This is a genomic window from Bacillus sp. EKM208B, assembly GCF_011800725.1.
GTDB classification, from domain to species: domain Bacteria; phylum Bacillota; class Bacilli; order Bacillales; family Bacillaceae; genus Bacillus; species Bacillus velezensis.
Map to the genome: position 1 here is coordinate 25108 of NZ_JAANHO010000006.1, position 14070 is coordinate 39177.

Consider the following 14070-nt stretch of genomic DNA (forward strand, 5'->3'; position numbering starts at 1 on the left):
CCCTGCTGTAATAAGTGCTTTTGACTTTTTTATGTCCCTTTTCTATACTAAAATCGATTGGTTTTCGTAATATGCAGGAGGAAACATAATGAACAGTAAAACCGGGACAAAAGAAAGAATTATTCAAACCTCTGCATATCTTTTTCAGATTCAGGGATACCATGCGACTGGTTTGAACCAAATTATAAAAGAGAGCGGAGCACCCAGAGGGTCTGTGTATCATCACTTTCCAAACGGAAAAGCAGAACTCGCCATTGCGGCGATCAAATATACGGGAAGATGCGTTGAAAAGCAAATACAGAATAGTATGTCTCAATTCGCGGACCCTATAGAAGCGATTCAGCACTTTATTCATGTAACGGCTGAACAGTTTAATGATCCGCAGAATATTGAGGGCGTGCCGGTTGGATTGCTGGCGGGTGAGACCGCTCTGATCAATGAAACGTTAAGATGCACATGTGTTGAGGTGTTCAAGAAGTGGACGGATGTGTTTGCGGCAAAATTTCTTGAGCATGGGTTTGAACAAGAGGAAGCGGAGAAGCTCGGGGTGACAATCAACTCGATGATTGAAGGCGCAATCATGTTTTCACTGGCTCATAAAAACAAAGAACCGCTGCTGCTGATTTCAAAACAGGTTCCGTATATTGTCCAAAACAGAGGGTAGCATTTTATGACTCTTTTCTTTATAAAAATAGCTACCAGAACCCCGGCCTCTTTGTTTTGACAGAGTCATAGAGAACATTCACCGGCTTGATTTGAAAATGGCAGATCAAAAAAACATCTCCAACCCGTAACGGTTGGAGATGTTTCATTTCACCCTGTCCATATAATGCACGAATGTGTAGCGGTCGCCTCTGTAGGCGGATTTGACGTGCTCAAAGGCAGTGCCGTCCTGCAGATAAGTGGTCCGCTTGATATAGAGGACGGGGGCGCCGGGCTGGATACCGAGCAGCTCAGCTTCTTCCTCGGAAGCGGCTCCCGGTTCAAGCTCTTGTTTTGCACGTGAGATCGGCATCTGATTGTACGCTTCAATATGCTCATACATGGATGATTGAAAATGGGAGGCGTCCAGTTTTCCCGCCTTGTCAAACGGGATGTACGAGGCTTCAATCGCCATCGGGATATCATTCGCCAGCCGGACGCGGATGATTTTATGAAGCGTTGCCGGATAGCCGCATCCCAGGATAGAAGATAATTCTTCCGTCGCCTGAATCAGCTGGTATTCGGCAAGTCTGCTCCCCGGCTTCATGCCCCGGCTTCTCATATCTTCCGTAAAGCTTGTCAGCCCTTGAAGCGGCTGTTCCATCTTCAGTTTGCTGACGAACGTTCCCCGGCCTTTCTGCCTGTATAAAAATCCTTCATTCACCAGATTGGAAAGCGCCTGGCGCACCGTCATTCGGCTGATGCCGAATTGTTCGGCGTATTCCCGCTCCGACGGAAGCAGCGCATCCGCTTTCAGCTCGCCGTTTTTGATTTGTGTTTTTAATTGTTCCATAATCTGAAAGTAAATCGGAATCGGAGATTGTTTATCAATCTGCATAGGTCAAATCCTTTCAATCGCCGCCCGCAGCCTGTTCATCAATCAAGACCGTCACATCCGGATGCGCGTGCAGGGCGGAGGCGGGGAATGCTTCGCTGATGCGCCCGTCCAGAAGCTGCTTCACCGCTTGGGCCTTGCTTTTTCCGGATGCCATGATCAAAATCCGTTTGCCGGACAAAATCGTCCCGATCCCCATTGTCAGGGCTTTTACAGGGACTTGATCAATTGACGGAAAGTACCGCGCATTCGCCTGTCTTGTCTCTTCATTCAGCTCAACAACATGGGTTCGGGATTCAAATGGCGTCCCGGGTTCATTAAAGCCGATATGGCCGTTGTGTCCGATGCCTAAAAGCTGTATATCCGCTCCGCCGAGTGTTTGAATCAATCGGTCATAGCGTCCGCATTCGGCATCAAGATCGTCTGCCCGTCCGTCAGGGAGAAAGTGGCGGTCCTTTCGGCTGTCGATATGTGCAAAAAAATGTGTATTCATATAATAATGATAGCTGTTTTTGTCCTCGGGAGAAAGCCCGGCGTATTCGTCAAGGTTGATCGTCGTGACATTTCGGAATGACAAGCCCTCTGAGCGGTGCATCCGCACAAGTTCTTTGTATACGCCTTCAGGAGTGCCCCCCGTCGCAAGGCCGAGAACGGCATCCGGCTTTTGTTTCACTGTTTCAGCGATAATCGATGCGGCTTTTTCACTTAATTCTTCATAATGTCTGCATGTGATAACGTTCATGTCCAATCAGCCTCCCTTGAGATATATGCGGTGTTTCCGCGGCAAATCGTGGCCAGCACGCCGCACTGTCCGTCCGTCAGAACAACGTCGGCGTCTTTTCCTTCGGCGATGCTTCCTTTACGGTCGAATATGCCGAGGCGGCGGGCCGCATTTGCCGATGTCATATTTGCTATATCCGGCCATGAGCAGTTTGTAAACCTGCGCATGAGCGCTGCGCCTTCATTCATTTTTAAAATGGAACCGGCCAGCGTCCCGTCAGAGAGAAGCGCCGTGTCCCCGCGAACGGTGACTTTTTGTCCGCCGAACTCGTATTCTCCGTCCTTAAGCCCTTTTGCCCGCATGGAGTCTGTAATCATGATCAGGTTTTGGCTTCCTTTCGCCAAATAGGCAAGCTTTACAGCCAGAGGATGGGAATGAATGCCGTCAGTGATCAGCTCCGCCGTGATGCGGCCGCAGGCGAGAGCCGTACCGATGCCCCCCGGCTCACGGTGATGAAAGGAGCTCATGGCGTTGAAGAGGTGCGTCATATGCACCGCCCCGGCATCCGCCGCTTTTTGTAAAAGCTCGGCTCCCGCGTCTGTGTGTCCCATTGACGGGATGATGTTTTGTTTTTTTAAATAACGGATCAGGCTGAAATCAGGATCTTCTTCCGGCGCAAGCGTCACAATTTTGATCAGCCCTCCCGAGAGCCGCTCCCATTTCTGAAAGAGCCCGGCATCAGCAGGAGTAATCCATTGTTTCGGCTGTGCTCCCGCCTTTTTCGGAGAGACAAACGGTCCTTCTAAATGAATGCCGATCAACTCAGCGCCTTTTTGGGCCTGCGGTGAGGAAGACGCCCATTTTCTGGCGTTGACGAGCGCTTTTTCAATGTTTTCGTGCTGCTGTGTGATCGTTGTCGCTAAAAAAGAGGTTGTTCCTTCTTCGGGCAGCCGGGCGGACATTGTATCAAGAGCTGCAACATCAGCATCCATCGTATCCGCGCCGTATCCGCCGTGAATATGGATATCAATCATTCCGGGAAGTGCATACGAACCCTCGGGCGCCTTCCATTCCTTCTCATACGTTTCTTGCGGTCTTGTTTTCCCCGCGTAAGAAATGATGCCGTTCTTTATACCGAGAAATCCGTTTCGGATGATTTCTTCTTCTGTTACGATGTCCGCACCGCTGATTAACAAGCTTTCAGCCACTTTAAAACACGCCTTTCTGGTTAGTTGTTAGTTTTATTTTACTCTTTTTCAGACTAGTTATCTAGACCAGTTATGCCGGAATTGTATAAATCTGTTTTGGTTCAGACGGTAAAGTGATAAAATATAACTGTTCAAAGCTCGGAACATCCCAGAACAGGAGGAACATATCTTGGCAAAGGTTCGGACCAAAGACGTAATGGAGCAGTTCCATTTAGAATTGATCAGCGGAGAAGAAGGGATTAACCGCCCGATTACGATGAGTGATTTATCACGGCCCGGTATTGAAATCGCCGGTTATTTTACATATTACCCGAGAGAACGGGTGCAGCTTTTAGGAAAAACGGAGCTGTCATTTTTTGATCAGCTTCCCGAGGAAGATAAGAAACAGCGGATGAAATCGCTGTGCACCGATGTGACGCCGGCTATCATACTTTCCAGAGATATGCCGATCCCGCCGGAGCTTGTAGAAGCTTCCGAGCAAAACGGCGTGCCTGTGCTCAGATCCCCTCTGAAAACAACCAGGCTGTCAAGCCGGCTGACGAATTTTCTTGAGAGCCGTCTCGCGCCGACAACGGCCATTCACGGCGTACTTGTGGATATATACGGCGTCGGCGTGCTCATTACGGGAAAAAGCGGCGTCGGTAAAAGTGAAACGGCGCTGGAGCTTGTCAAACGAGGCCATCGTCTTGTCGCGGATGACTGCGTTGAAATCCGGCAGGAGGATCAGGATACCCTTGTCGGGAACGCGCCTGATCTGATTGAGCATCTGCTCGAAATCAGGGGGCTCGGCATTATAAATGTCATGACGCTGTTCGGAGCGGGCGCCGTCAGAAGCAATAAAAGAATTACAATCGTCATGGACCTTGAGCTTTGGGAGCAAGGGAAACAATACGACCGTCTCGGACTTGAAGAAGAAAAAATGAAAATCATTGATACGGAAATTACAAAACTGACCATTCCCGTTCGCCCGGGGCGGAATCTCGCCGTTATTATCGAAGTTGCGGCGATGAACTTCAGATTGAAGCGGATGGGCTTGAATGCTGCCGAGCAATTCACGAATAAGCTGGCGGATGTCATTGAGGACGGCGAACAAGACGAATAGGAGTTGGCAATGATATGAATGAAGCAGGAACACCAATCAATCCGATTGCCTTTCAGCTCGGGCCTTTATCCGTGCACTGGTACGGAATCATTATCGGCGCGGGCGCGTTATTAGGGCTTTGGATGGCCATGAGGGAGAGTGAAAAGCGGGGGCTGAATAAGGACATTTTTATTGATCTTGTTCTTTTCGCCATCCCGATCGCAATCATTTGCGCAAGGGCATATTATGTGCTTTTCGAGTGGAGCTATTACTCGGAACACCCCGGGGTAATCATTAAAACTTGGAAAGGCGGCATTGCGATTCACGGCGGATTAATCGGCGCGATCGCAACGGGAATTGTCTTTTCAAAAGTAAGAGGCATCTCATTCTGGAAGCTGGCGGATATTGCCGCGCCGAGTATTCTGCTCGGCCAGGCCATCGGGCGCTGGGGGAACTTTATCAACCAGGAGGCTCACGGTGAAGCGGTCAGCCGGTCATTTTTGGAAAGTCTGCATCTTCCGGATTTCATCATTAATCAGATGTACATAGACGGACAATATTATCACCCGACGTTTTTGTATGAATCGCTGTGGAGTTTTGCGGGCGTCGTGATTCTGCTTCTGCTCCGCCGCGTGAACCTGCGCAGGGGCGATCTGTTTTTGACGTATGTGATCTGGTATTCAATCGGCAGATACTTTATTGAGGGAATGCGGACGGACAGCCTGATGCTTACGAGCCAGCTTCGGATCGCGCAGGTCATTTCCATTGTGCTGATTGTACTTGCGATTATTTTAATGATTTTCAGACGCATGAAGGGGTATGCCGATAAGCGGTATGCCGACACGGACTGACGCCTGAAATCGGAAAGGACATAAGATGACTGATAAACGTGTAACCGCCATTTTATTCGATCTCGACGGCACGCTGATTGACACGAATGAACTGATTATCGCTTCTTACCTTCATACGCTTGATCATTATTGCCCGGGGCAGTTCAAAAGGGAAGATGTGCTTCCGTTTATCGGCCCGCCTCTGTATGAAACGTTTTCAGGCATTAATGCTGAAAAGTGCGATGAGATGATCAGTATGTACAGAGCATTCAACCATGAAAAGCACGATGAGCTCGTCACGGAGTACGAAACGGTTTATGAAACGCTTGATGAATTGAAAAAAGCGGGCTATCAGCTCGGGATTGTCACCACAAAGCTGAGGGATACAGTGAATATGGGATTGAAGCTGACAGGCATCGGGGCGTTTTTCGATACTGTCGTCACGCTTGATGATGTTAAGCATCCGAAGCCTGACCCCGAGCCTGTGCGGCTTGCTCTCAGCCGGCTGGGGTGCGATCCGTCGGAAGCCCTAATGGTCGGTGACAATTATCACGATGTCATGGCGGGAAAAAACGCCGGCACGAAAACAGCCGGCGTCGCGTGGACGATTAAAGGCGCACAGACGCTTTCCGCCTATGAACCCGATTATATGCTCGAGAAAATGAGTGATTTATTGCACATCACCGGAGTGAAGTAATCCGTGAGAAAAACAGACCGCCATCCGGTTGCAGGTGCAAATTCATTGTGGCATGTTTATCAGACGGTTCCCTTTCTGAAGGTGATGAAAAATTTCATCATCATTCAGATCGCAAGGTATACGCCGTTTTTAAGCGTGAAAAACTGGCTGTACCGAACCTTTTTGAAAATGAATGTCGGAAAACAGACGTCATTCGCGCTGATGGTGATGCCGGATATCATGTTTCCCGAAAAAATCACTGTCGGAAAAAACAGCATCATCGGCTACAATACGACGATTTTGGCTCATGAATACTTAATACATGAGTACCGGACCGGTTTTGTCACAATCGGTGACGAGGTGATGATCGGGGCAAACACAACCATTCTGCCCGGCGTCACCATCGGGAGCGGAGCCGTTGTATCAGCCGGCACGCTGGTGCACAAAGATGTCCCGGCCGGGGCGTTTGTCGGAGGAAATCCGATGCAGGTGATCTATACGGACGAAGAAATGAAAAAACGAATGGAAAACCCCGCTGATTAACGTCAGCGGGGTTTTTTTATGACTTGATCACAATGGCCTGGCTGCCCATCTGCTTCCAGGCTTTTTCAAAGTCAGACCGGTCTGTTTTTCTGTTTTTATAGCCGTAAGGATCATTAACGTATACATAATCGTGATCATAACCGGTGACGGCTACGCTATGCATGCTGAACGTAATGTCGATCTTTCCGTTCGGCGTATTCCAAGTCTGCATATTATCAACCGGCTTAAAGGATGTGGTGGTAATCACCCAGACCGGCCGCCCTTTTTCAAGCTGGCGGTACACTGAAGAAATGTCTTTTCCCGTCAGATCGTATACTTTGTTTCCCGCATATTCTTTGGCAAGTTTATCAATCGGCTCATGATAAACGCCTAAACCCGGGCCGTTTTCCATGTCTCCTGCAAATCCTTCATTCGGATCTCCCTTCAGCCCGCTGCTGTATGTGAGCGGAACTTTATTGATTTTATCCGCCAATGTATTTTTTGACACATGATATCCGGCATTGTTCAAAATCATGGCAAGGCTTGTCACCTCACAGCCATTGTACAGTCTGGGAGAATCCATCTGTCTGTACAGAACGACATTCAGCGGTGACGCGCTCCCTTTTAACGGTGTTTTCTCATCAGGCTCGTCGGACTGCTGATTAAAAAAATTCAAATGAATATCGTTTGTATAGATGTTATACCCGAGATAGACAAGGATGGCTGTCAGAATCAGCACACATAATGTTCCAAGCGTCTTCATTATTACTCTCCCTTGTTTCTGATGAAGCTATTCTATGTATTATAGCACTTCTGCTCAATATGATTCGATCGTTCCGGTATGTTTACATGTTTGTTCATTCTTTAGCCATGTTTATGGAAAAGAATAGGCGGACATTGGGCGTTGCAATTCATTCTTTTATCTGCTAACATATTATCATATTAGCGAACTAAAGGATTCGGAATTTTCCTTCAGACAAAGCGGAGGTGTAAGAGGCAAATGTTTATGTTTGAGAAACCGCATGGCATGAGAGATACGCTGCCCGGTTTATACGAAGCCAAGAAAAAAGTCCGTTCCACACTGACGGATTTAATTGATAAATGGGGCTATCAGTTTATGGAGACGCCGACCCTTGAATTTTATGAAACAGTAGGCGTCCAGTCAGCTATTGAAGAACAGCAGCTATTTAAGCTTCTCGATCAGGACGGAAAAACGCTTGTGCTTCGGCCTGACATGACCGGACCGATTGCCAGGGTGGCGGCGTCTAAGCTGCACAAACACAATCATCCGCTCAGAGCGGGGTACGCGGCAAGCGTCTATCGCGCTCAGGAGCGGGAAGGCGGACGTCCGGCAGAATTTGAACAGGTCGGCGCGGAGCTGATCGGCGACGGATCAACAAGCGCGGACGCCGAGGTGATTGCGCTGGCGGCCGGCGCTTTGAAAAACGCGGGATTGCACCGGTTTAAAATCGCGATCGGCCATGCCGGACTCGCTGATGAGCTGTTTGTCGAGGTTTTGGGCAATGCCGAGCGGGCGGATGTTCTGCGGCGCTTTCTCTTTGAAAAGAATTACGTGGGATACAGGGAACATGTCAAATCGCTTCCGCTTTCTTCAATAGACAAAAGCCGGCTGCTCGCACTTCTGGAATTGCGAGGCGGGAAAGAAATCTGCGCCAAGGCGGAGGAGATCATCGGCATCTCCGGACAAAGCTTGATTCAGGAGCTGGAAGACCTGTGGGACATTCTTGAGGATTACGGGTGTGCCGAGCATATTCGCCTTGATCTGAATATGGTCAGCCATATGAGTTATTACACGGGAATTTTATTCGAAGTGTACGCGGCAAATGTTGGTTTCGTCATCGGAAGCGGCGGACGCTATAACAATCTTCTCGGCCATTTCGGCAGTCCCGCTCCCGCCACGGGTTTCGGGCTCCGTATCGACAGGCTGATTGAAGCGCTCGGCATCCAGGAAGAAACTAGTGAAGCGGACGCTGTGATTTTCAGCAAGGAGCAGCGGGCGCAGGCCATTTTATTCGCGGAGGAAGAAAGGGCGAGAGGCAGAAAAGTCGTCCTGCAGGATTTAGCGGGCATTGAAAATATCGATCATATGACAAAATCATTCGTAAACGTCACATACTTTATCGGTGCAAGAAAGGAAGAGCAGAATGGGTAAGGTACTCACAATGGCAATGCCAAAAGGACGGATATTCGAAGAAGCGGCCGGGTTGCTGCGGCAGGCCGGGTACAGGCTCCCCGAGGAGTTTGAAGAATCGAGAAAGCTGATCATTGACGTTCCTGAAGAAAATCTCCGCTTTATTCTGGCAAAGCCGATGGATGTGACGACTTATGTCGAGCATGGCGTCGCTGATGCCGGTATTGCCGGAAAGGATGTCATGCTTGAGGAAGAGCGTGACGTGTATGAGGTGCTCGATCTGAAAATCAGCAAATGCCATCTCGCCGTTGCGGGGCTTCCCGGAGCGGATTGGAACGGAGTCGCCCCGAGGATTGCGACGAAATATCCGAATGTTGCGTCAAGTTATTTCAGAGAGCAGGGCGAGCAGGTGGAAATCATTAAGCTGAACGGTTCGATTGAATTGGCGCCTTTAATCGGCCTTGCTGACAGAATCGTCGATATCGTATCAACCGGGCGGACATTAAAGGAAAACGGTCTCGTTGAATCAGAACATATTTGTGACATCACATCGCGTTTTATCGTCAATCCGGTCAGCTACCGCATGAAGGATGATGTAATCGACGAAATGGCGGCCAGGCTGGCCAGGGTTGTGGAAGGAGAAACGGCACAATGAAAATAACCGCAGTAAAAAGAAGCGAGCGGTTCTCACTGAAGCGTTCCATCGACAGCGGAACCGAAGAGCAGCGGAAAACCGTCAGGGGGATTATTGAAGACGTCAGACAAAACGGTGACAAAGCCGTTTTGGCCTATACAAAAACATTTGACGGCATCAGCCTGAACCAAATGGCCGTGAGTGCAGAGGAAGTCACCGAGGCGTACCGTCTGCTTGATGATCAGCTGCTGGAAGTGATCAGACAGGCGATTGCCAATATTAAAGAATATCACGAACGCCAGCTGCAATCTTCTTGGTTTTACCATCGCAATGACGGTACGATGCTCGGGCAGAAAATAACGGCGCTCGATTCCGCGGGCGTATACGTGCCGGGCGGGACGGCCGCTTATCCGTCTTCCGTTTTAATGAATGTCATCCCCGCTCTCGCTGCGGGAGTGGAACGGATCGTTCTCGTCAGTCCTCCGGGAAAAGACGGCCGCCTTTCACCGGGCGTTCTGGCGGCGGCGTCTGAGCTCGGCATAAAGGAAATTTACAAAGCGGGAGGCGCGCAGGCGATTGCCGCGCTCGCTTACGGAACGGAAACGATACAGCCTGTAGATAAGATCACGGGCCCCGGCAATATATTTGTAGCACTCGCGAAGCGGGAAGTCTTCGGCGTTGTGGATATTGACATGATTGCCGGGCCCAGTGAAATCGTGGTCCTGGCAGACGATACGGCGGTGCCCAAAGAAGTCGCTGCTGACCTGCTTTCACAGGCCGAACACGATACGCTCAGCTCAAGCGTGCTTGTCACCGACTCACGGAAGCTTGCCGAAGCCGTATCAGATGAGGTGAATAAACAGCTTCAGACGCTGCCGCGTAAGGAAATCGCCGAAGCGTCGATCAGGGATCACGGCCGCATTTATATTACGGAATCGATGGAAGATGCGGTGGACACGGTGAATGCGCTGGCGCCCGAGCATTTAGAAATCATGACGCATTCGCCGGAGGCTTTGCTTGGAAGCATCCGACACGCGGGGGCGATTTTCTTAGGACGATACAGCGCTGAACCGGTCGGCGATTATTTTGCCGGACCGAATCACGTTTTGCCGACAAACGGAACGGCGCGGTTTTCAAGCCCGTTGAATGTAACAGATTTTCAAAAGAAATCGAGCATCATCTCATACAGCCGGAAGGCATTTGAAACGCACGCAGACAGCATTGCCGCCTTTGCGAGACTGGAAGGGCTTGAAGCGCACGCAAGATCGATTGAAGCGAGAAACGGAGGAATGACCGATGAGAAAAGCGGAACGCGCCAGAACAACAAATGAGACCGATATTAAGCTGGCTTTCGAAATAGACGGAGAAGGAAAAGCCGACATCAGCACGGATGTGCCGTTTATGACTCATATGCTTGATTTGTTCACAAAGCACGGGCAATTCAATTTAACTGTTGACGCAAAAGGCGATACGGAGATAGATGATCACCATACGACTGAAGATATCGGCATCTGTTTAGGGCAGGCTTTTTTGGAGGCGCTCGGTGATAAAAAAGGGATCAAACGGTACGGATCAGCGCTTGTGCCGATGGACGAAGCGCTCGCCCAAGTCGCCGTAGACCTGAGCAACCGGCCGCACCTTGAGATGCGCGCTGCATTTCCGCAAGCGAAAGTCGGAACGTTTGATACCGAGCTGGTACATGAATTTCTATGGAAACTGGCGCTGGAAGCGAGAATGAATCTGCACGTCATCGTTCATTACGGCACGAATACCCATCATATGATAGAAGCCGTGTTTAAGGCGCTTGGCAGAGCGCTTGATGAAGCGTCATCCATTGATCCGCGCGTCAAGGGTGTGCCGTCTACGAAAGGAATGCTGTAAATGATCGGTGTAATTGATTACGGTATGGGCAATTTATTCAGCGTGTCGAAGGCGCTGGAACGCGTCGGCGTCCCGTATGTCGTATCAGACCGGCCGGAAGAGCTTGAAAAAGCGGATGCTTTTATTCTTCCCGGTGTCGGATCGTTCAGTGACGCCATGGACAATTTACGCAGCACGAAGCTTGATCAATTCATACACCGTATGGTTGAAGAGGGGAAGCTGCTCCTCGGCATCTGCCTCGGCATGCAGCTCATTTTCGAAGAAAGCACCGAAAACGGTTCTGCAAAAGGACTTGGTTTATTAGCCGGAAAAGCTGTGAGACTCAAAGACAGAGATGCCGAAGGAAAAAAGCTGAAGGTGCCGCATATGGGCTGGAACCGGCTGACGTTTCACCAAACGTCTCCTTTGCTTTCGGAAGCGGAAGAAGGCTTCGTTTACTTTGTCCATTCCTATTATATAGACGGGATGGAAGACGGCGATCTTCTGGCAAGCGCTGAGTACGGCGTTCGTGTTCCGGCCATCGTCGGGAAACGCAATGTCTTCGGTGCCCAGTTTCACCCGGAAAAAAGCGGTACGGCCGGAATGGCGATCTTAACGCAATTTACAAAAATGGCAGCGGAACAGAAGGTGAAGAAATGAACGCTTTTACATTATATCCGGCAATCGATATGAGAGACGGCAAATGCGTCCGCCTCATCCAAGGCGATTACGGCAAGGAAACGATATACGGTGACTCTCCTTTAGACATGGCGGCGCAATTTGCACAAGAAGGTGCCGAATGGATTCATCTCGTGGATCTTGACGGCGCGAAAGCAGGCAGGAAAGTAAACGACAGGCATGTTCTTGACATTGCGCGGCAGCTTGATGTCAAAGTCGAGATCGGCGGCGGGATCCGTTCTGAAGCGGATGTGTACGGTTATTTATCACAAGGCGTTGATCGCGTCATTCTCGGCAGCTCGGCCGTATCCGATCCGGCATTTGTGAAGAGCATGCTGAAACAATACGGCGGCAAAATCGCGATCGGCCTTGATGCAAGGAACGGATATGTCTCGACGGAAGGCTGGCTGGAAACATCCTCGGTAAGAGCGGCCGATCTGGGCCGTGAATTGGCGGCCGAAGGAGCGGAAACCTTCATTTTCACGGATATTGCAACTGACGGCATGCTGTCAGGACCGAACATCGAAAGCACCGTTCAGCTCGCAAAAGCAACGGGAAAAACCGTCATCGCTTCAGGCGGAGTCAGCTCAGTCGCCGATCTCAAAGCACTGGCCCGCTTCAAAGACGCGGGCGTATCGGGAGCGATTATCGGAAAAGCGCTGTATACAAAACAATTTACATTGGCTGAAGCGCTCAGCGGGGTGAAGGACGCATGATCACGAAACGAATCATTCCGTGTCTCGATGTGAAAGAAGGACGCGTCGTCAAAGGCATACAATTTCTCGGGCTGAAAGATGCGGGCGATCCTGTCGAGCTGGCCGAAGCTTACGACAGGGAGGGCGCTGACGAACTTGTTTTTCTCGACATTTCCGCCTCTCACGAAGGCCGCAAGACGATGACAGACGTTGTAGAACAGGTTGCGGCAAAACTGGCGATTCCGTTTACGGTCGGCGGCGGAATTAATCAATTAAGCGATATGAAACGAATGCTTCGCGCCGGCGCTGACAAGGTATCCGTTAATACAGCGGCCGTCCTCCGCCCCGAGCTGATTACGGAAGGAGCGGATTTTTTCGGCTCGCAATGCATCGTCGCGGCGATTGACGCAAAGTATGACGAAGATTCGGATTGCTATAAAGTGTACACACACGGCGGCAGACAGAAAACCGACTGGGAAGTCACGGCCTGGGCAAAAGAAGCCGTCAGCCGGGGAGCGGGCGAAATCCTGCTGACAAGCATGGACGCAGACGGTGAGAAAACAGGCTTTAATCATACGCTCACACAGCTTGTCACACGTGCCGTCCCGGTGCCCGTCATTGCGTCAGGGGGAGCCGGCAGCGCGCGCCATATGCTTGAAGCCTTCACGATCGGTGAAGCGGACGCCGCGCTTGCAGCTTCCATTTTCCATTACAAAGAGACATCTATAAAAGAAGTGAAAGATTATATGAAGAAACACGGGGTGAATGTGAGATGAAACGGGCAGATGAACTGCGGTTTGACGAGGCCGGACTGATTCCCGCCATCGTACAGGATGCGGCAAGCAAAGAAGTGCTGACACTGGCTTATATGAATCGTGAATCCTACGAAAAAACGATAGAAACGAAAGAAACCTGGTTTTACAGCCGTTCACGGCAGGAGCTGTGGCATAAAGGAGCGACATCAGGGAATACCCAAAAGGTGAAAGCCATCCGTTATGACTGCGATCAAGATGCCCTCGTCGTGCTTGCGGAGCCCTCAGGACCCGCCTGCCATAAAGGAAGTTACAGCTGCTTTTCTCCGGAAAAAGCGGACGCGCAGGATCGTTTCGGCATCTTAAACGAACTGGAAAGCGTAATCGCCAAACGGCAGGCGGAGATGCCTGACGGAGCCTACACAACGTACCTGTTTCGGGAAGGCGTCGATAAAATCCTCAAAAAAGTCGGCGAGGAAGCCGCAGAGGTTATTATCGCCGCAAAAAACCGCGACCATGAAGAATTAAAATGGGAAGCGGCAGATTTGCTGTATCATTTGCTCGTTCTTCTGCGTGAGCAGTCGCTTCCTTTGGACGACGTGCTTGACGTCCTTGCAAAACGCCATTCAGCATCTGAGTAAAACAAACCTCACGGAGAGATCCGTGAGGTTTTTAATCTGTCAAACTTAAACATTCAATTAAATATTCCTTATTTCCGCAACCG

17 protein-coding genes are annotated in these 14070 nt (G+C 50.2%); 13 read left to right on the top strand and 4 right to left on the bottom strand.

The window, feature by feature from the left end:
* The first annotated feature begins 88 nt into the window (after positions 1-88).
* Complete coding sequence (locus G9F75_RS12035; RefSeq protein ID WP_007614041.1) at positions 89-664, top strand: TetR/AcrR family transcriptional regulator; 576 nt, start codon at positions 89-91, stop codon at positions 662-664.
* Between the two features lie 144 nt (positions 665-808).
* On the opposite strand, the gene G9F75_RS12040 is transcribed toward G9F75_RS12035, so the two are convergent.
* From G9F75_RS12040 to nagA, 3 genes are read right to left on the bottom strand one after another with little or no spacing between them, the layout of a single operon-like run.
* A complete protein-coding gene (locus G9F75_RS12040) occupies positions 809-1540 on the bottom strand; it encodes a GntR family transcriptional regulator (protein WP_012118554.1) in 732 nt (243 codons plus the stop codon).
* 13 nt (positions 1541-1553) lie between these two features.
* Complete coding sequence (gene nagB / locus G9F75_RS12045) at positions 1554-2279, bottom strand: glucosamine-6-phosphate deaminase (RefSeq protein WP_017418833.1); 726 nt, start codon at positions 2277-2279, stop codon at positions 1554-1556.
* Positions 2276-3466, bottom strand: coding sequence for an N-acetylglucosamine-6-phosphate deacetylase (gene nagA / locus G9F75_RS12050; RefSeq protein WP_094296328.1), 1191 nt, complete (start codon positions 3464-3466; stop codon positions 2276-2278). The genes nagB and nagA overlap by 4 nt, the downstream gene beginning before the upstream one ends.
* Before the next feature lie 169 nt (positions 3467-3635).
* On the opposite strand from nagA, the gene hprK reads away from it, so the two are divergent.
* Genes hprK through G9F75_RS12070 form a run of 4 tightly spaced genes read left to right on the top strand, consistent with a single transcriptional unit; the run spans position 3636 to position 6596 of the window.
* On the top strand, positions 3636-4568 hold the full coding sequence (gene hprK, locus G9F75_RS12055) for an HPr(Ser) kinase/phosphatase (RefSeq protein ID WP_003151456.1): 933 nt from the start codon (positions 3636-3638) through the stop codon (positions 4566-4568).
* 14 nt (positions 4569-4582) lie between these two features.
* Positions 4583-5398, top strand: a complete 816-nt coding sequence (gene lgt, locus G9F75_RS12060; RefSeq protein WP_014418979.1) for a prolipoprotein diacylglyceryl transferase — start codon at positions 4583-4585, stop codon at positions 5396-5398.
* A 25-nt stretch (positions 5399-5423) separates the two neighbouring features.
* Positions 5424-6074: a pyrophosphatase PpaX gene (gene ppaX / locus G9F75_RS12065; RefSeq protein ID WP_014418978.1), complete on the top strand. Its 651-nt coding sequence runs from the start codon at positions 5424-5426 to the stop codon at positions 6072-6074.
* A gap of 3 nt (positions 6075-6077) precedes the next feature.
* On the top strand, positions 6078-6596 hold the full coding sequence (locus tag G9F75_RS12070) for an acyltransferase (protein WP_072177048.1): 519 nt from the start codon (positions 6078-6080) through the stop codon (positions 6594-6596).
* A gap of 16 nt (positions 6597-6612) precedes the next feature.
* On the opposite strand, the gene G9F75_RS12075 is transcribed toward G9F75_RS12070, so the two are convergent.
* Entirely contained in the window at positions 6613-7338 is a 726-nt protein-coding gene (locus G9F75_RS12075; protein WP_007614029.1) for a C39 family peptidase, read from the bottom strand.
* Between the two features lie 237 nt (positions 7339-7575).
* On the opposite strand from G9F75_RS12075, the gene G9F75_RS12080 reads away from it, so the two are divergent.
* The 8 genes from G9F75_RS12080 to hisIE are packed head-to-tail and all read left to right on the top strand — an operon-like array spanning position 7576 to position 13987.
* A complete protein-coding gene (locus G9F75_RS12080) occupies positions 7576-8748 on the top strand; it encodes an ATP phosphoribosyltransferase regulatory subunit (protein ID WP_022553850.1) in 1173 nt (390 codons plus the stop codon).
* Complete coding sequence (hisG, locus tag G9F75_RS12085) at positions 8741-9382, top strand: ATP phosphoribosyltransferase (RefSeq protein WP_012118547.1); 642 nt, start codon at positions 8741-8743, stop codon at positions 9380-9382. The genes G9F75_RS12080 and hisG overlap by 8 nt, the downstream gene beginning before the upstream one ends.
* The gene (hisD, locus tag G9F75_RS12090; RefSeq protein ID WP_029973524.1) at positions 9379-10692 is read left to right on the top strand and encodes a histidinol dehydrogenase; all 1314 of its coding nucleotides are present in this window, start codon (positions 9379-9381) and stop codon (positions 10690-10692) included. Before hisG ends, hisD begins: the two co-directional genes overlap by 4 nt.
* Positions 10658-11242 carry an imidazoleglycerol-phosphate dehydratase HisB gene (gene hisB / locus G9F75_RS12095; RefSeq protein WP_007614023.1) on the top strand — a complete coding sequence of 195 codons (585 nt, stop codon included), beginning with the start codon at positions 10658-10660 and terminating at the stop codon, positions 11240-11242. The genes hisD and hisB overlap by 35 nt, the downstream gene beginning before the upstream one ends.
* A complete protein-coding gene (gene hisH / locus G9F75_RS12100) occupies positions 11243-11881 on the top strand; it encodes an imidazole glycerol phosphate synthase subunit HisH (protein ID WP_094296325.1) in 639 nt (212 codons plus the stop codon).
* The gene (hisA, locus tag G9F75_RS12105) at positions 11878-12615 is read left to right on the top strand and encodes a 1-(5-phosphoribosyl)-5-[(5-phosphoribosylamino)methylideneamino]imidazole-4-carboxamide isomerase (protein ID WP_021495257.1); all 738 of its coding nucleotides are present in this window, start codon (positions 11878-11880) and stop codon (positions 12613-12615) included. Before hisH ends, hisA begins: the two co-directional genes overlap by 4 nt.
* On the top strand, positions 12612-13370 hold the full coding sequence (gene hisF / locus G9F75_RS12110) for an imidazole glycerol phosphate synthase subunit HisF (RefSeq protein WP_014418971.1): 759 nt from the start codon (positions 12612-12614) through the stop codon (positions 13368-13370). The genes hisA and hisF overlap by 4 nt, the downstream gene beginning before the upstream one ends.
* Positions 13367-13987, top strand: a complete 621-nt coding sequence (gene hisIE / locus G9F75_RS12115) for a bifunctional phosphoribosyl-AMP cyclohydrolase/phosphoribosyl-ATP diphosphatase HisIE (RefSeq protein WP_021495256.1) — start codon at positions 13367-13369, stop codon at positions 13985-13987. The genes hisF and hisIE overlap by 4 nt, the downstream gene beginning before the upstream one ends.
* Positions 13988-14070 lie beyond the last annotated feature (83 nt).